The following is a 16,853-nucleotide window of genomic DNA, read 5'->3' on the forward strand; positions in this document are numbered from 1 at the left end:
GTCAGTAGCGAGTGACAAGATGAAAGACACCGCGCTTCACGCGCGATCCCCTATTCACTGTCCTTTTCCACGGGCACATATGAGCAAAAGGAGCTTCCCCGGTGTTGGCGCAAGCAGCAACTGCCGACGTAGCACCGGCGAACCCGAAACGCCCCGGGCTTTCGGCACTGGCCAGGTTCTGGCCGTTCATCGAGCCGGCGAAATGGCGGTTCATCGGGGCTGTCGTGTTCTCCCTGGTGTCCACCTTGAGCGGGCTCGTGATCCCGCTGGTTACCCAGCACATCATTGACGGGCCGATCGCGCATCGGCATTTCTCCGCACTCTGGTGGCCGACCTTGCTGGTCTTCGGCCTGGGCGCCCTCGACGCTCTCGGCGTGTGGCTGCGCCGCCTGATCGTGGCCCGGCCGTCCAGCCAGCTCGAGATCACGCTGCGCGCCAAACTGTTCGCCAAACTGCAAAGCCTGTCGATCGGAGTCCACGACGGCTGGGATTCCGGGCAACTTCTCTCCCGCGCCGTGCAGGACATGTCGACGCTGCGCCGGTTCTCGGCGTTCGCCGCGCCGTTCCTGGTGATCAACACGATCACCATCGCCGTCGGAATCGTCGTGATGCTGTTCTTGTCGTGGCCGCTCGGCCTGGTCGTCGTGATCTGTTCGATACCGGTCTTGTTCATTTGCAAGAACTTTCAGCAGAAATACCGCATCGTGTCCCGACTCGCCCAGGACCAGACCGGCGACGCCGCCACAATCGTCGAGGAGTCGGTGCAGGGAATCCGCATCTTGAAGGCGTTCGGACGCAGCGGTCATCTCGGACGTCGGTTCATCCGTCAGGTGGCGACGCTGCGCGGCACCGAGCTGAAAAAGGTGCACAACGAGGCAACGCTCTGGGCCTTGATCTCCGGTATCCCGGCCATCGCGATAGGTCTCATTCTGGCAATCGGCACCTGGTCGATCACCGCCGACCGGATGACGGCCGGCACCGTCGTTGCCGCGATCACCATGGCCACGTTCTTGCAGTGGCCGACCATTTCACTCGGCTTCCTGCTGGCTGAGCTGAACAATGCCGGCACGGCCGCCGACCGCTATTGGGAGATCATCGATGCGCCGGTCGACATCCAAAATCCGGCCACTCCGCGCACACTTCCGGTGCCGGTGAGCGGCCGGCTGGAATTCCGGGGCACGACCTTCACCTTCCCCGACGGTTCGGCTCCCGTGCTGCGCGACGTCGCGCTGAGTATCGAACCCGGCGAGACAGTTGCACTTGTCGGAGTCACCGGCTCCGGCAAGACGGCTCTGACGACGCTGGTGCCGCGCTTGTACGACGTGACGGGCGGCTCGATCGCCATTGACGGCGTCGACATCCGCGATCTCGATCTGACCGAGCTGCGCAGTGTCGTGACCGTCGCATTCGAAGAGCCGATCTTGTTCTCGGCAAGCGTGCGGGAGAACGTGTCGCTCGGTGCGCCCACTGCCACCGAGTCGGAGATCCGACAGGCCCTGGATCTCGCGCAGGCCACCGATTTCGTCGAAGGACTTCCCTGGGGCCTGGACACCCGAGTGGGAGAACAAGGCATGAGCTTGTCCGGCGGGCAGCGTCAGCGTCTTGCCTTGGCTCGGGCCGTACTCGGGACGCCGCGCATCATGGTCCTCGACGATCCGCTCTCGGCGCTCGACGTCAATACCGAAGCGAAAGTGCAAGCCGGGTTGAAGGCGGTGCTCCGCGAATCGACGACACTTCTTGTCGCGCATCGGCCCTCGACGGCCGCGCTTGCCGACCGGGTGGCGCTGCTGGACGGCGGCACGATCGCCGCCGTGGGCACGCACGAGGAACTTCTGGCGTCGTCCGCCCGCTACCGCTACGTGATGGGGTCGGTCCATGTCTGAGCAGCAAGAAGAGCAGGTCACGAAGCCGGGCGCCCAACCCGAAACAGCGACCCAACCCGAATCGCCCACGCAGACCGGATCGCCGGCCCAGGAATGGCGGGGTGTCGCCGGCGAGGATGCCGAGGTCACGGCGTCCGGAAATCTGGCCCTGGCGGCGCGCTCCCGGCGCCTGCTTGGATCACTGGTACGTCCGTACCGCGGCAAGGCGTGGCTGGCGCTGGCGATCATCGTCATCGACAACGTGGCAAATATGGTCGGACCGCTGTTCATCGCCGTTGCGCTGGACGCCGGAGTCAGCTCGGCCGTCCATTCGGACTTCTCCCCGCTGGTCTGGGCGATAGTCGGCTTCCTGGCGTCGACCTGCGTGGCCGCCGTCACGACATTCACGTTCTTGAAGGTCACTGGCCGGCTGAGTCAGAACATCATCTTCGACCTGCGCGGGCGCATCTTCCGGCACGTACAACGGCTGAGCATCTCGTTCCACGAACGCTATACGTCCGGGCGGATCATCTCGCGGCTGACGTCGGACTTGGAATCGCTGCAGGATCTGCTTGAAAGCGCGTTGAACGATGCGCTCAGCGCAATTTTGTCACTCATCTCGATCGCCATCATCATGATCTATCTCGACGTGCCGTTGGCGCTCGTCGTCCTGGCCGGGTTTGTCCCGCTCGTGTTCATCACGCGCTGGGCGCAGCGCCGGCAACGGGCCGGGTACCGGCGCACGCGCGCGGCCATCGCCAAGGTCATAGTGCATTTCGTCGAGTCGATGGGCGGTATCCGGGCAGTGCAGGCGTTCCGCCGCGAGCCCCGGAACAGCGAGATTCTGGCCGACGAGGACAGCGAATACCGGGATGCAAACACGTATGCCATGTTCGGCATGTCGCATTACACCGGCTCGCTGCGTTTGATCGGCAACACCACGACGGCGGTGATCCTCCTGGTCGGAGGATGGCGCGTGATGCACGGCGACATCAACATCGGCGTGCTTGCGGCGTATCTGCTGTATTTGCGTCGGTTCTACGGTCCACTCGACGAATTGGCGCAGGTTTTCAACGCCTACCAGTCGGCTGCTGCCGCGCTGGAGAAGATCTCCGGCGTTCTGGAGGAAGAGCCGGGAGTCGCTGCGCCGGAGCATCCGATCGAGGTGGGCACGTCGTCCGGCGACGTCGAACTCGACGGGGTGCGGTTCGCCTATTCCGAGGACGGGCCCGATGTGCTGCCGAAGTTCACGCTGGGAATCCCGGCCGGCCAAGTCGTCGCACTGGTCGGCGCGACCGGGGCGGGCAAGTCGTCGCTGGCCAAACTTGTTGCACGTTTTTACGATCCGAGCGAGGGCGCCGTGACGTTGGACGGCGTCCCGCTGGACCGGATGACGGACGCGGACCTGCGCCGGAACATCGTCATGGTGACCCAGGAGTCCTACTTGTTCTCGGGGTCGGTGGCCGACAATATCCGGCTCGGTAATCCGCAGGCGACCGATCAGGAAGTCTACGCCGCCGCTCGCGCCGTCGGGCTGTACGACTTCATTACGGCCTTGCCCGACGGCTTCGAAACCGATGTGCGCAAGCGCGGCGGACGACTGTCGGCCGGCCAGCGGCAACTTGTCGCGTTTGCACGGGTGTTCCTGGCATCGCCGAGTGTCATAGTGCTGGACGAAGCGACGTCCAGCCTCGACATCCCCAGCGAGCGGCTGGTCCAAGAAGCGCTCGAAACGGTGCTGCGCGGCAGGACCGCCATCATCATCGCGCACCGGTTGTCGACGGTAGCGATCGCCGACCGTGTTCTCGTGATGGAATCCGGGCAGATCATCGAGGACGGCGCGCCCGACGACCTGATTGCGGCGGGCGGAAGGTTCGCCGCGCTGCACGAGGCCTGGGAACAAAGTCTCGTCTAGCCGGAAGGCTGCCGCCGGGATACCGTTGAGACAAGCGCAACGGATAGTGCCCCACCGACGTCATGGAGGTTGTTATGCGTGACTACTACGATTATCTGATTGTCGGCGGAGGGCCCGCGGCCGATGGTGCGGCGCGGGGCATCCGCTCGGTTGATGAGCACGGTTCGATAGGGATCGTCGGCGACGACGTCGATCCGCCGTACGACCGGCCGAAGCTGTCGAAGGATCTCTGGAACGATCCCGAAGCGTCGTTCAGCGATATCTGGCTGGACACCGAGCAGGCTACCGATGCGCAAGTGCTGACGAAGACCGTCGTGACAGCGATCGACACGCGAGCACACACCGTGCACAGCGAGCGTGGCCACGCCATCGGGTACGGAAAGCTTTTGCTTGCCACCGGTGGGCATCCGCGCACAGTCCCGTCGCTTCCTGCCGGCGACCGGACGATCTATTTCAGGACGGCGGCCGACTACCGCCGGCTCGTCGACGTGGCGGCCCGTCGCGGTCATATCGCTGTGGTCGGCGCGTCATTCATCGGTACCGAGATCGCAGCGTCACTATCGACCGCGGGCTGTTCGGTGACGTTGATCTTCCCGAACGAGACGATTGGCGACAGAGCGTACCCGGAAAGTGTGCGCGAACAAATTGAGAAATCCTTCAGCGACCATGGCGTCGACTTGAAGCGCGGCGTCCGTGTTGACGGCGGCAGCGTCGGTGAGCAATCGGTGTCGCTGTCACTGTCGGACGGCGCCGAGGTGACCGCGGACGTCGTTGTGCTGGGTCTCGGGATCGCGCCGTCCGTCGAACTTGCCGAACGTGCCGGTATCGCAGTGGATGACGGCATCGTCGTCGATTCGCAGTTGCGCACGTCGGCGGACGACGTTTTCGCGGCCGGCGACGTGGCGAATTACCCGGACGCCATCTTGGGCCGTCGCCGCGTCGAGCACATCGACAATGCCGGCGAGATGGGGCAGACGGCGGGAGCGAATCTGGCCGGGAGCCCGAACGACTATCTGCACACGCCGTACTTCTGGTCGGACATCTTCGACAGCGGGTATGAAGCAGTTGGCGATTTGGACGCCTCGAAACCAATGGTCGAGGTCGACAAGCCGGACGGCGGGAAGGTCGTCTATTACCGCGACGGCGATGGCATCCGCGGCGTCCTGTTGTGGAATCTTTTCGGCAGCACCGATGACGCGCTGGCCGTCATGGCCGAGGACTCGCGGTTGACTGACGACGATCTGCGCGACCGGATCTAGGCTCGCGGACGCATCTGGGCGATCATCGGGCATTCGAACGGGTCGCGCTGCCCCAGGCCGACCCGATTGAGGTACGTGACGACTATCGCCCACGATCGGAAGATGCCTACTTCCGTATACGCCACATCACGATCGAGGCAGTACTCGCGCACAATGCGTTGAGCCGCGCGTAAGTTCGGCCTGGGCATTGACGGGAACAGATGATGTTCGACCTGAAAGTTCAGGCCGCCCATGAACCAGTCGATAAACCAATTGCTTCGAATATTGCGTGAGGTGAGAACTTGTCGTTGGAGGAAGTCGACCTTCGTACCCGCCGGAATCAACGGCATTCCCTTGTGGTTGGGTGCGAACGTCGAGCCCATGTAGAGACCGAAAACTCCGAGCTGGACGCCGAGGAACGCGGTGGCCAGGCCGGGCGACAGGAAGATGAACACAACCGCGGGAACGCCGCATAGCCGGATGGTGAGAAGCGTCATCTCGGCCCAACGACGACTCAGCTTCTTCCTCCCGAACACGGTGCGCAATGCATCCTTATGCAAGTTGATACCTTCGAGAAGCAACAGCGGAAAGAAGAAGTAGCCCTGTTTGCCCGAGATCGTTCTGGCAAGGCCATGCCGGCGTTGGGCTTGCTCGGGAGTGAACACAATGACGGCGTCCACGATGTCGGGGTCTTTACCGATGGTGTTCGGATTGCCGTGGTGCCGATTGTGTTTGTTGTTCCACCAGCCGTAGCTCAGGCCGACGATGAGATTCGACAAGACAACGCCGAACCAGTCGTTGAGTCTTCCGGAGCGGAACACTTGCCGGTGCGCTGTTTCGTGTCCGATGAACGCCAACTGGGTGAAGACTACTGCCAGGGCTCCCGCGACTATCAGCTGGAACCACGTGTTTCCCACGAGGAAGAACGCGAATGCGGTAGCCACGAGGGCGGCGACAGTTCCGACGATCTTCACGGCATAGTACGAATGCCTGCGCCGTAATAGCCCTGCCTCTTTGATTTGCTGAAGCAGACCGGAATATTCGCTTGTCATCCGGTTCTTACGAATCTTGCCCGTCGTTTCTTCCGGCGCATTGATGGTCGAGAGGGTTGATGATGCCATTGCGCGACTCCTCAGTCGAGACTTCTACGACCGAGCCAGAGTCGTCGCCAAGCCGGCGTTTATGGCTGCTTGCCACGCTACGCCCGATTGGCCGAGTTGACGAATGGGCAGTCGAGCCGTGTACGCAGTATGTCTAGGGCGTGTCTCCCATATGTGCGGTGAGGCTCACGGGATGCTGGCTGGATGAGGTCGACGGGATCACGGTACCGGGTGTTCACGGATAGGCAGTGGGAGAGGATCGAGCCGCTGTTGCCCTCGAACTCGGGGCTCCCTGGTCACCCGTTCGGCGACAACCGTCGCGTCGTGGAGGGCATTGCCTATCGGTTCCGTACCGGGATTCCGTGGCGTGATCTGCCTCGTGAGCAGTTCGGTCCGTGGCAGACGGTGTGGAAGCGGCACCGCCGATACGCTGGCGACGGCACCTGGGATCGGGTCCTGACGCAGATTCTCGCCGAGGCCGACACGGCCGGGAAGATCGACTGGGCGGTATCGATCGATGCGACGATCGCGCGTGCTCATCAGCACGCGACGAACACCCCCCCCGTCCTAAGCAGGACACACGGGGCGGGATCGAATCACAAGAATCTGCCCTGGCACGAGGTTGAGCCGCCCGGCCACGGCATCGGCCGCTCCCGCGGCGGGTTGACCACGAAGATCCACCAGGCCGTCGGCGGGAACGGGCGCCCGTTGGGCATGATCGTCACCGGCGGGCAGCGCAACGACGGCGCGATGCTGACCGGGATGCTCGCCCAGATCCACGTCCCCGGCTCGGCCGTGGCCGGCCACGCACTCGTCCGGATGCTGTGCTCGCCGACCGCGCCTATTCGACCGGCGTGATTCGCAGCCAGCTGCGGCGACGGGCAATCAAGGCGGTGATTCCCGACAAGCGAGACCAGGCCGCCGCCCGCAAACGACGCGGCAGTCGAGGTGGACGCCCGTCCGGGCTCGATGCCGAGGCATACAAGCGAAGGAACGTCGTCGAGCGATTCTTCGCCCTCGCCAAGCAATGGCGTGGCATCGCCACCAGGTTCGACAAACTCGCGATCACCTACCGCGCCGGCGTCACCCTCTGCGCCATCCTCACCTGGCTACGCGTATGACGATCGGTCACGCAACAGTAAGGACGCGGTGCGGGATCCATCCCTCACGGCCACCAGAGTTCCGACACCAGGACCAGCCGCTCTCGGCATCGTCCTCAATGACATCGACGCTCTCGCCCGCGACAGCCGGCAGCTCGGTCGTGTCGTACGCGACGCAACAGGTGCCAACGGAGCCGTCGATATCGAGGTGACGCCCAGGCACCCATCCCGTCCCCCGTGATGCTGTCACGAATACGAAAGCAGGCCACTCTGTGTCCCAATCTCCGACCTGAACAACATCCCCGGGCTTGATCGCCAACGGTGCGCGGTCTGGGATTTCATGATCTGCCGTCAACACGTATCGCACAGCGTCAATTCTCCCATCAGCACAGGCCCTCACCGTCTATGGGAGACACGCCCTAGTCGCGCGTATACCTCTTGATGGCTTCGACGTGTTCGTTCACGGCGTCCGGATCATGGTCATCGATCGTGTCGTAGCTCCGTCCCGTCGGCATTGTCCAGCGGATAATTCGCGGCTCGGTCCTCCAATGACCCAGCCATCTGCGGCGGCGTTCCGCAGCACTTGGGCGCCTGGGGTGGTCCTCCGACTCATGGTCCGGTCGGGTACCGCTTGGCTTGCCGGGTTCGGGCCGGACAACGTTGGCGGCGAACCTTTTAGCGGTCTTCGCCTGGTGGTGACGTACGCAGGCTGGCTGGAGGTTGTCGGGGGTGGACAGTCCGCCCGACTCTCCGTCTATCCATGGGTCGATATGGTCGAGCTGACACAAGCTTGCCGCTCTGCTGCAATCCGGCATTGTGCATTCGGGATTGCGCGAACGGATGAATTCTCTTGCGGCAGTGGAGATCTGGTACTTCCGACGTTCAGCGTCGATCGGGCGAGCGGTAATCGGATCAACGAGCACACGTTCAATCCATGGCGCTTTAGCCGCCAATAGGCGGGCCATGCGGGCCGGGATCGGGCCATAACCGGCCATCTCACCGGGCAGCGGTTCACCCATAAGAGTCATGAGCGGCACTGTGACACCGACTCGAACCTGGGCCGGATTCAATGTGACCCCGGCCGGCGTAGCGACATCCGCTCCGGCAAGCAGATCAAAGCGACGCTGTTCGATCGAACGCCCTCGGTGCGCAACGCTTACTTCGACGCCGCTCACTCCGGGGTTCAGTTCGTCTGCTGCTCGAAGTTGGTCGGCCAGCCCGCCTCCGGCCGCAGTAGCCTCGTCCATCTGCTCGGCCGACGGCGGATCGTTCTGCTGACTACGAGCGGTCTGGCTGAGACGCTGATAAAGCCCTTGGAGCGTATCGGCGGGCCCGTACGCACTCAGCCAGGCGCCGCCGTACCGATCGGGCTGGAAAGTGACGTGCCGATGCTCGACGGCTTGCCGGTAAAGCCGATCCGCTTGCCCCGCCTCGTGTCGCATGAGCCACCGGTCAATCCTCTTGCCGAATGCGGGAAAGCTGATGCGAGAATCCCAACCGGCGACGGTTGCATCGAGTTCTTGGACGAGGTCGGGCGGAAGAAGCCTGCATTTGAACGTCAGGCAGTGCAGTCGGCGCCGGGAGAGCAGCCCGGATTTGAAGGCTTTCAAACACCTCGGCAGCAGCGCCACCATGATGAGGGACTCAGTCAAACGCGAACATCCTGTCGACACGGCCACATCCAATTCACATGCGACTTCGTCGCCTGCCCAACGCTCAAGAGCGTCAGCGAATATTTCGCGCGCCGAGAGCCCTTCCGCAGCGGCCGTGGCATTGTCGGTCGCTTCAGCAGCCGGAGCGGCGACTTTCGAGGTCGCAGCTGACTTGCCGGGACCGCACCCGGCCATATTCCGGTATTTTCCGGACGTCGACCAAGGCGCCGGATCGTCGTCCTCATTCGGAGGTGGGCTCGGAGCCGGGTGCGGTTTCGGGTCTGTTGGCGCGGCCGTGTCCGGCGGTGAGTCGCCAACCTGAAACTGCCCAGTCGAAGTGAAGACCTTGTCCGGATCGATGCGCGCTCGGCCGAAAGCCGCCAAAAGCTCGGCCTGTCGGCCCTCGACGAACGCCATTATCCGTGCGCATTGACCAGCTAAGCGCAGGCACTCCCCTGCGTCCAGATTCGATGCTCGAACGCCCGCAAGCTCGGCCAGCGCCGGAAGGTCATCCGATAGCCCGCCATCGTCACCGGAGGAATCGTCACCGGAGGACCTGAACGCGACGTCGGCAATGATTTGCGGAACAGACTTCAATACCGCGGTGAACACGTCGCAATCGCCTGGTTCGTCGGTCCGGATCGTCACCTTCCGGCGTCCGTCGGATCCTGTTGACCACTCGCTCGTCGTCTTCATGGTTCTACTGTGTCAGGGACCACTGACATTGCCGGTGAGAACGAGCTGCGGCCGAAGTAATGGCCGTCTGACCAGCGGCGGCATATTCCGGGTGTCCGCTCCACGACGGACAGCCCAACCCGCGAAATACCCACGCTGCCCACCACTCGCAACCTGTCCCTCCCGGGTGTCCATACCAGGACGGACAGCCCAACTTCGAAACCAGGCAGACCTCAGGCTCATCCACCGAACCCAGCCCGAAAGCCAAACGGCACCTCCCGGGTGTCCATACCAGGACGGACAGCCCAACTTCGAAACCAGGCAGACCTCAGGCTCACCCACCGAACCCAGCCCGAAAGCCAAACGGCACCTCCCGGGTGTCCATACCGGGACGGACAGGACTACTTCAATTCCCGCGCGTTGGGGTCTGCCGGCGAATCCTTGTTCGCGTCAGGCGGCGTCCAGCTCGGCGACGGAAGCGGCGTCCAGCGTCAATTCGGCCGCGCCCATATTGTCCTCGAGGTGCGGGATCGACGCAGTGCCCGGAATCGGAAGCACCATGGGCGAGCGCTGCAACAGCCAAGCGAGCGCCACCTGCGCGCGACTGGCCCCCAAACGAGTGGCAACGGCGTCCACCGCACTGCCGTCGTCCATCAGTTTTCCGCCGTCGATCGGCGCATAGGGGATGAACGCTATGTCGTTCTTCGTGCAGTAGTCGAGCACGTCGTCGGACTCGCGATCGGCCAGGTTGTAGCGATTCTGCACCGTGGCGACGGTGAAGTGCTCCCGAGCCGTCTCGATATCGTCGATCGACACCGCCGAAAGACCGAGTGCGCCGACTTTGCCTTCCTTTTGCAGCTCGGCCATGACGCCGAACTGCTCGGCGGCATCGATTGTCCTGTCGATGCGGTGCAGCTGGAATAGATCGAGTTTGTCCACTCCCAGCCGGCGCAGGCTGAGCTCGGCCTGCTGCCGCAAGTATTCGGGACGGCCGAGTGGGATCCATTTTCCGGGTCCGGTGCGCACCTGCCCGGCTTTGGTGGCAATACGCAGTCCTTGCGGATACGGTTGCAGCGCTTCGGCAATGATCCTCTCGCTCACTTCGGGACCATACGAGTCGGCGGTGTCGATGAAGTCGATTCCAAGCTCGACGGCCCTGCGGACGACGGCCTTGGCCGAGTCGCGGTCGGCGGGCTCGCCCCAGATCCCCTCCCCCGTGATGCGCATGGCACCGAACCCGAGGCGGCGCGTCGTTCCGAGGTCTTTGACTGTGATGTTTCCGGCTTGATCGCTCATATCTACCTCCAGCCCTCAACACCGGAGAAATATTCCAGAGCCTACCGCTTGCCGCTTTCGGCATCGGAACGGCCGGCCGTCGACGACGCAATTCGCCTGGTTGGGATCTTGTAGAGCAGGAACTTGTACATGAAGTACCGGAACACGTTTCCAAGCGCGAGACCGACGAAGTTGGCCGAGACATTGTCGGCGAGCTTCGACGTCAACCCCATCATGTAGTGCGAGACGACAAGGCACAGGGCCGCAATGACGAACCCGCCGGCATTGATGAGGACGAACCAGAAAAGTTCCGCTGGAGCGGACTTCGCGGCGCCGTCCTTGAATGTCCAATACCGACTTCCGAGCCACGACACGATTGTCGAGACCAGAACGGCAAAGACCTTGGCGCCGATCGGATTGTCGTCCATGATCGTGAACGCCAAGGCGTTGTAAACGGCAAGGTCGACAAAGAATGCGACAGTGCCGACTGCTCCGAATTTCGCAAGTTCCGTGGCGAGCCGTCCGAGGGTGCCGTGTGTGGATTGGCGCCCTCGTGCCATCACAGCCCTCCCATCGAGTCTCAGTTCGGCCGGCGCGATAGTACGCACCGGCGCAACCGTCTTATACAACATTGTTGTCCCAACGGCCCCTACTATCCAACCATGTTTTGCAGTCAGTGCAAGTTTACGCGGTGTGCACTTATTCACACTATGCAAAGTCACGACATCGACATGACCGACGGATGAACATTTGTTTCTTCATAACTTTTTCCATGGACAATCCGTTCATCGACGGATTACAGTAGCGATGTGCCCTACGCCACACCGCTCCCCGATCGCGACCGCCCGCTTCTCATCCTCGATTTTGACGGGACGGTCTGCATCGGCGATGGTCCGGTGTGGGCCTACGCGGACGCCGTCCTGCGCCGAGTCGACGGCGCCGACAAAGACGCCGCGATCCGAGCCCGGCTGGCCGAGTTCCTGGACGGCTGCACGGACGCTCCCCGCTATAAAGACGGCTATTCTGCGGTCGCCGAACTGACCGCCGACATCGTCGACGCCGATGACCGTCAAGAGGCCTATCGCGAAAGCCGTGCCGCGTTGGCCACCGGACTGTCGGCCGGAGTATCGGCGCCCGAAGGTCTGCACGAGTTCTTGACCGACGTCGGCGAGCTCGCCGACCGAGCGTTGGTGACGAACGCGCCGCTGGACGGCGTGAAAGAAACGCTCTCGTCGCTCGGGCTGACCGATGTCATCGACTCGATCCACCCGGAATCACACAAGCCCGAGGGCCTGCCGGCACTGCTGTCGGAATTCGCCGGCGACCGAGACCCGGCCTTATTGATGAGCGTCGGCGACGTCTATGACAACGACATCGCGCCGGCGTATGCATTCGGTAGCGCGACGGCCTATATCGACCGCTGGAGTCACCACACCGGGCCGTCCCACCTGCACGCCGCCACATTCACCGATCTCTATCCGGCCATCCGGTCATGGGCCGAGCACCCGCTCGACTTCCAGTCCGTCGCCGCGAACTCGCACGCGCACACCCGGAATCCACCGAATCACTATCAAGGGAACCCGTCATGAAATCGTCCCGAATCGCCGTGGCCGGTCTGGCCGTCGTCAGTCTGGCGGCAAGTCTCACTCTCACCGGATGCGGTGCCCGTGAAACGTCCGATGCGTCAGCCACCGGGGCCTCCTCGAAGGTATGCACCGGTAGCAGCGACAAATCGGCCAAAGACCCGAAGAAGCTCACGCTTGCTCTCGTGCCCTCGGGGGACGCCAAAAAGCTTGTCCAAACCGTCAAGCCGTTGGAAAAGGCGCTCACGAAGCGCTTGGGGATCCCGGTACACGGCGTCATCACGCAGGACTACCAAGCCGCAGTCGAAGCGATCGGTGCCGGCCAGGCTCAGATCGGCATGCTGCCGTCGCTCCAAATGAGCCAGGCGTGCGATAAATACGGCGCGGTCCCCTCGCTGCAGACGGTGCGGAACGGGAAAACGAGCTATGCCGCCCAGTTCTTCACCAACAAGCCCAAGAAGTACTGCGACGACACCCCGAAGAAGGGCCCGAACGGCTTGATGTACTGCAACGGGACGGCGAGCGGCAACGGCCCGGCAGGCCTCGATTCGCTGACCAAAATGAAGGGTGCGAAGGTCTCCCTCCTCCAGGCCGCCTCGCCGGCCGGCTACATCTTCCCGGTCGCCGCCATGAAGAAGGCCGGACTCGATGTGAAGAAGGACATCGACACGGTCCAGGTCACCGCCAACGATGCCTCCGTGCTCGCCGTCTACAAGGGTGACGCCGAAGTCGGCACTTCCTACTGGGATGCCCGCGAGGTGGTGAAGCCGGATACTCCCGACGTCGGCAAGAAGGTTGTCGTGTTCGCCCTGACCAAGGAAGTCCCCAATGACGGCGTCTCGATCACCTCGAAGTTGTCACCGTCCTGGCAACAGAAGATCTCGAAAGCCATGCTGGACTATTCCACAACGAAAGCCGGCGTGAAGGCGCTGACGGCCATCTATCAGATCACCGGGCTGAAGAAGGCCGATCCGAAGGCGCTGAAGCAAACTCAAGACACAGCCAAGTCCATCGGCCTCGGCTGAGGGCATCGTCATGACCCAGCCAGATATCCGCTTCGACCATGTCGGAGTGACCTACCCGAACGGCTTCTCCGGCCTGCGCGACATCACCGTCGACATCCCGGCCGGACAAATGATCGGCGTGGTCGGGCTCTCCGGTGCGGGCAAGTCCACTTTCGTTCGCAGCATCAACGGCCTTGTCCCGATCACGGACGGCGACATCACGGTGGGTGACAAGTCCCTCCGGGACCTCTCGGGCCGGCGCTTGCGCGAGCTCCGCTCCGGGGTCGGCATGGTGTTCCAGGGGTTCAACCTCGTCGGGCGCGCGACTGTGTTGAGCAACGTGTTGATGGGCAGGCTCTACCACACGTCGGTGTGGCGCACGCTGCTCGGCGCATGGAAGAAGGACGACGTCAACCTGGCTCTCGACGCGCTGGCCCGCGTCGAGATTCTGCCCAAAGCGTACGCGCGCGCCTCCGACCTCTCCGGCGGCCAACAACAGCGCGTGGGAATTGCCCGCACGCTGGCGCAGCGCCCGCAGATCATTCTTGCCGATGAGCCGGTCGCCTCGCTGGATCCGCCTACCTCGCACGTCGTGATGCGCGATTTGCAAAAGATCAACGCCGAACTCGGCATCACCGTGATCACCAATCTGCACTTTCTGGATCTGGCGCGCCGGTACAGCGACCGGCTGATCGGTCTGCGGTCCGGCGAGATCGTGTTTGACGGCACCCCGGCAGACGCAGACGACGCCGCCTTCGAAAGCATCTACGGGCGTTCTCTGACCGCGGACGACGTTCTCGACGCGCCCGGCCATGCGGCAGGGGCGCATTTGGGCCCGGCGTCATGAGCACGGCCGCGAAATCGGCTCCCCCGGCCAAGCCGCCGACACGGTGGAAAACCGCGGCGGTCCTGATAGTCATTGCCGGCATCACCGTCTGGTCGGCATTCGGCGTCCACGTGGATTTCGCAGCAATCGTCGACAACTGGAACAACGCCAGCGCCACTATCGCCAGCCTGCTGCAGCCCGATTACTGGTTCATCCCGGGAACCGGCCAAGCAGTGCTCGAGACAGTGCAAATGGCAGTCATTGCAACTGCCGTGAGCGCAGCCATCTCGCTGCCCGTGGCATTCCTCGCCTCGCGAAGCACGAACCCGAACAACTCGTTGCTTGCCGCAGTCCGGTTCATCATGAACATCGTTCGCTCCGTGCCCGATCTCCTGTACGCCGCAGTGCTCGTCAGCGTGGTCGGTACGGGCGCGATCTCCGGCATCTTTGCGCTGATCCTGTTCGACTTCGGCATCATCGTGAAGCTGGTCTCCGAAGCGATCGATGGGCTGGACGTCGGCCCGCAAGAAGCCGCGCTTTCGGCCGGCGGCAGCTGGTTCAAGGCCGACCGGGTCGCCATGCTGCCGCAGGTGATGCCGTCGTTCACGTCCCAGGTGCTCTACACGTTCGAGCTCAACATCCGAGCGTCGACGGTGATCGGCCTGGTTGGCGCGGGCGGACTCGGCATGCTCATCGACCGAGTCCGCACGTTCTACCGCTACCACGACCTCAGCCTGATCATCTTGGAGATCCTGGTGATAGTCGTCGTCATCGAGTTCGCCTCGTCACTGCTGCGCAAGAGGTTGGCCCGATGAGCGCCGTCACGCGTCAAGCGCCGCAGGCGGCGCCGCCGGGCCCGGCCGGCCCCGGTCGTCGACCCCGCCGGGTCGCCGCCAAGATCGTCTGGCTCGTCATCACGGCACTGGTCGTCGCCGCGGTCTGGAGCGTCGACATCAAATGGTCGGAGCTTGCCGATTTTCCGGCGAACCTGTGGAAATATCTGACGCTCATGTTCGGCCCGCCCGACCTCGGCAAACTGCCGGAGGCGTTCAGCGCGACGATCTTGTCCGTGCAAATGGCGTGGCTGGGCACGGTGATCGGCATCATCGTGTCGTTCCCCTTGAGTTTCCTGGCGGCGCGCGGCGTCGCTCCGGCGGCCGTCCGGTGGCCGATGCGCGGGCTCTTTGCGCTGATCCGCGCAGTGCCCGAAGTGGTGATCGCCGTGCTCATCCTGTCCGTGACCGGGCTGACGGCGTTCACCGGCGCGTTGGCGCTCGCGGTCGGCTCGATCGGCACGCTCGGCAAATGGGGGTATGAGAGCTTTGAATCGATAGATTCCGGCCCTCTCGAGGCCACCGCCTCGGTCGGCGGCAGTCCCGTCGCACAAATGCGATGGGGCGTGTGGCCGCAAGCACAGCCGGAGGTCTTCGCGTTCTGGCTGTACAGGTTCGAGATCAATGTGCGTGCGTCGGCCATTCTCGGCCTGATCGGCGCCGGCGGTATCGGCAAGATGCTGACCGACAATGTGCAGTACCGGATCTGGGACGGCGTCGGCATGCTCCTCATCGTCGTCATCGTCGTGACGATGGCGATCGACCAACTCTCGGGGATGGTGCGCCATCGCATCATTGACGGCACCTGGAAACTGCCGTTGCTCGGACGCCGCTCGCCCACTCCCGAGGCCAAAGACACGATGGTAGTTTCCGATAATGACTGAACGCTCACATCCGCGGCCGGGCGGCGTGATTGCCGCCATCCGCTCGCAAGCACCCTCGTTGCTGCCGGCCGAACAGGCTGTGGCCGGCGTCCTGCTGGGCCGCAGCTCCGACATCGTCGAGATGACGTCGACCCAGGTCGCCGACCTGGCCGGCGCCTCGAGGGCCACGGTCGTGCGCACCTGCCAGGCGCTCGGGTTCTCCGGCTACCAGCAGTTGCGGGTGATGTTGGCCCGAGACGCGGCGTTCACCGTTCCGGCCGGGGCCGCGGACGGCGACGGCGAGGGCCCCGGCGCGATAGTTGCCCGAACGTTTTCTCAGGTCGGGTCCGCGGTCGACGCCATGACTGCGATCCTCGATCCGGACGCCGTCGCCGCAGCCGTGGCACTGTTGGCGAGCGCTCGCCGGGTCGTCGTCGTCGGCAACGGCCTGTCCGCCACGCTGGCAGCCGATGCAGCAGGCAGGCTGACGTCGATCGGACGGGACGCGCAGGCTCCGAGCGATGCGATTGCTCAACAGGTCGCGGCCAGGCTACTGGGCACGGGCGATCTACTCCTGGTCATCAGCGGGAGCGGATCGTCGACCCTGTCCCTGCAATCCGTGCGGGCAGCGGCTTCGGCGGGCGCCGGGGTGGTGGCCGTCACGGCGTTCTCGCACTCGCCGATCGCCACGGCAGCCGATATCGCCTTGATTGTCGGCATGCCCGATTTGTCGTTCGCCAGCGAGTTGACGGCAACGACACGGATCCCGCAGGCCATCCTCATCGAGGGGCTCATTGCGGCGACCACGCACGACCTCGGGGACGACGCGGCCCGGGCCAAGGCGATCGCGCTCGAAGTCGTCGGCGATAGTCTGGCCGAATGAGTCTGGCCGAATGGACGCGGGAGCATGCGAGCGCCTATCCGGCG

At 63.6% G+C, this 16,853-nt stretch carries 15 protein-coding genes; 10 read left to right on the forward strand and 5 right to left on the reverse strand.

The genetic code is table 11. The annotated features are described in order from the left end of the window. Window positions 1-101: 101 nt before the first annotated feature. The 3 genes from BJY26_RS00860 to BJY26_RS00870 all read left to right on the forward strand — a co-directional run bounded on the left by BJY26_RS00860 (window position 102) and on the right by BJY26_RS00870 (window position 5,036). Entirely contained in the window at window positions 102-1,883 is a 1,782-nt protein-coding gene (locus BJY26_RS00860; RefSeq protein WP_179424856.1) for an ABC transporter ATP-binding protein, read from the forward strand. Then, window positions 1,876-3,777 carry an ABC transporter ATP-binding protein gene (locus BJY26_RS00865; protein ID WP_179424858.1) on the forward strand — a complete coding sequence of 634 codons (1,902 nt, stop codon included), beginning with the start codon at window positions 1,876-1,878 and terminating at the stop codon, window positions 3,775-3,777. The genes BJY26_RS00860 and BJY26_RS00865 overlap by 8 nt, the downstream gene beginning before the upstream one ends. A 74-nt stretch (window positions 3,778-3,851) precedes the next feature. Next, a complete protein-coding gene (locus BJY26_RS00870; protein ID WP_179424860.1) occupies window positions 3,852-5,036 on the forward strand; it encodes an NAD(P)/FAD-dependent oxidoreductase in 1,185 nt (394 codons plus the stop codon). On the opposite strand, the gene BJY26_RS00875 is transcribed toward BJY26_RS00870, so the two are convergent. After that, window positions 5,033-6,136, reverse strand: a complete 1,104-nt coding sequence (locus BJY26_RS00875) for a fatty acid desaturase family protein (protein ID WP_179424863.1) — start codon at window positions 6,134-6,136, stop codon at window positions 5,033-5,035. The genes BJY26_RS00870 and BJY26_RS00875 overlap by 4 nt on opposite strands. Window positions 6,137-6,319: 183 nt before the next feature. Between BJY26_RS00875 and BJY26_RS00880 the strand changes: the two genes are divergently transcribed. Then, a protein-coding gene (locus BJY26_RS00880; protein WP_179424865.1) for an IS5 family transposase occupies window positions 6,320-7,236 on the forward strand; the annotation gives its coding sequence in 2 pieces (ribosomal slippage) (window positions 6,320-6,896 and window positions 6,896-7,236; 918 coding nt in all). A 7-nt stretch (window positions 7,237-7,243) separates the two neighbouring features. Here the strand turns inward: BJY26_RS00880 and BJY26_RS00885 are convergent. The 4 genes from BJY26_RS00885 to BJY26_RS00900 all read right to left on the reverse strand — a co-directional run bounded on the left by BJY26_RS00885 (window position 7,244) and on the right by BJY26_RS00900 (window position 11,425). Next, a complete protein-coding gene (locus BJY26_RS00885; protein ID WP_342354632.1) occupies window positions 7,244-7,615 on the reverse strand; it encodes an SH3 domain-containing protein in 372 nt (123 codons plus the stop codon). Window positions 7,616-7,634: 19 nt separating this feature from the next. Further along, window positions 7,635-9,563 (reverse strand): HNH endonuclease signature motif containing protein, encoded by a 1,929-nt coding sequence (locus BJY26_RS00890; RefSeq protein WP_179424869.1) that lies wholly within the window; start codon window positions 9,561-9,563, stop codon window positions 7,635-7,637. Between the two features lie 429 nt (window positions 9,564-9,992). Beyond that, window positions 9,993-10,838, reverse strand: coding sequence for an aldo/keto reductase (locus tag BJY26_RS00895; protein WP_179424871.1), 846 nt, complete (start codon window positions 10,836-10,838; stop codon window positions 9,993-9,995). A 41-nt stretch (window positions 10,839-10,879) separates the two neighbouring features. Beyond that, window positions 10,880-11,425, reverse strand: coding sequence for a GtrA family protein (locus BJY26_RS00900; RefSeq protein ID WP_237248860.1), 546 nt, complete (start codon window positions 11,423-11,425; stop codon window positions 10,880-10,882). A gap of 201 nt (window positions 11,426-11,626) precedes the next feature. Between BJY26_RS00900 and BJY26_RS00905 the strand changes: the two genes are divergently transcribed. Genes BJY26_RS00905 through BJY26_RS00930 form a run of 6 tightly spaced genes read left to right on the forward strand, consistent with a single transcriptional unit; the run spans window position 11,627 to window position 16,809 of the window. Next, the gene (locus BJY26_RS00905) at window positions 11,627-12,406 is read left to right on the forward strand and encodes an HAD family hydrolase (RefSeq protein WP_179424873.1); all 780 of its coding nucleotides are present in this window, start codon (window positions 11,627-11,629) and stop codon (window positions 12,404-12,406) included. Then, window positions 12,403-13,425, forward strand: a complete 1,023-nt coding sequence (locus BJY26_RS00910; RefSeq protein WP_179424874.1) for a phosphate/phosphite/phosphonate ABC transporter substrate-binding protein — start codon at window positions 12,403-12,405, stop codon at window positions 13,423-13,425. Before BJY26_RS00905 ends, BJY26_RS00910 begins: the two co-directional genes overlap by 4 nt. A gap of 10 nt (window positions 13,426-13,435) precedes the next feature. Then, window positions 13,436-14,251: a phosphonate ABC transporter ATP-binding protein gene (phnC, locus tag BJY26_RS00915; protein ID WP_179424875.1), complete on the forward strand. Its 816-nt coding sequence runs from the start codon at window positions 13,436-13,438 to the stop codon at window positions 14,249-14,251. Beyond that, window positions 14,248-15,045: a phosphonate ABC transporter, permease protein PhnE gene (gene phnE, locus BJY26_RS00920; protein ID WP_179424876.1), complete on the forward strand. Its 798-nt coding sequence runs from the start codon at window positions 14,248-14,250 to the stop codon at window positions 15,043-15,045. Before phnC ends, phnE (BJY26_RS00920) begins: the two co-directional genes overlap by 4 nt. Next, a complete protein-coding gene (phnE, locus tag BJY26_RS00925) occupies window positions 15,042-15,947 on the forward strand; it encodes a phosphonate ABC transporter, permease protein PhnE (RefSeq protein WP_179424877.1) in 906 nt (301 codons plus the stop codon). Before phnE (BJY26_RS00920) ends, phnE (BJY26_RS00925) begins: the two co-directional genes overlap by 4 nt. Then, complete coding sequence (locus tag BJY26_RS00930; protein ID WP_179424878.1) at window positions 15,940-16,809, forward strand: MurR/RpiR family transcriptional regulator; 870 nt, start codon at window positions 15,940-15,942, stop codon at window positions 16,807-16,809. The genes phnE (BJY26_RS00925) and BJY26_RS00930 overlap by 8 nt, the downstream gene beginning before the upstream one ends. Window positions 16,810-16,853: the final 44 nt, after the last annotated feature.

Origin of the sequence: Spelaeicoccus albus (genome assembly GCF_013409065.1) — a bacterium.
GTDB classification, from domain to species: domain Bacteria; phylum Actinomycetota; class Actinomycetes; order Actinomycetales; family Brevibacteriaceae; genus Spelaeicoccus; species Spelaeicoccus albus.

Excerpts from the sequence above, each read along its gene's own strand:
- BJY26_RS00910 (WP_179424874.1), top strand. The coding sequence starts at position 12,403 with ATGAAATCGTCCCGAATCGCCGTGGCCGGTCTGGCCGTCGTCAGTCTG.
- BJY26_RS00870 (WP_179424860.1), top strand. The coding sequence starts at position 3,852 with ATGCGTGACTACTACGATTATCTGATTGTCGGCGGAGGGCCCGCGGCC.
- phnC (WP_179424875.1), top strand. The coding sequence starts at position 13,436 with ATGACCCAGCCAGATATCCGCTTCGACCATGTCGGAGTGACCTACCCG.
- BJY26_RS00865 (WP_179424858.1), top strand. The coding sequence starts at position 1,876 with ATGTCTGAGCAGCAAGAAGAGCAGGTCACGAAGCCGGGCGCCCAACCC.
- BJY26_RS00890 (WP_179424869.1), bottom strand. The coding sequence starts at position 9,563 with ATGAAGACGACGAGCGAGTGGTCAACAGGATCCGACGGACGCCGGAAG.
- BJY26_RS00875 (WP_179424863.1), bottom strand. The coding sequence starts at position 6,136 with ATGGCATCATCAACCCTCTCGACCATCAATGCGCCGGAAGAAACGACG.
- BJY26_RS00930 (WP_179424878.1), top strand. The coding sequence starts at position 15,940 with ATGACTGAACGCTCACATCCGCGGCCGGGCGGCGTGATTGCCGCCATC.
- phnE (WP_179424876.1), top strand. The coding sequence starts at position 14,248 with ATGAGCACGGCCGCGAAATCGGCTCCCCCGGCCAAGCCGCCGACACGG.
- phnE (WP_179424877.1), top strand. The coding sequence starts at position 15,042 with ATGAGCGCCGTCACGCGTCAAGCGCCGCAGGCGGCGCCGCCGGGCCCG.
- BJY26_RS00895 (WP_179424871.1), bottom strand. The coding sequence starts at position 10,838 with ATGAGCGATCAAGCCGGAAACATCACAGTCAAAGACCTCGGAACGACG.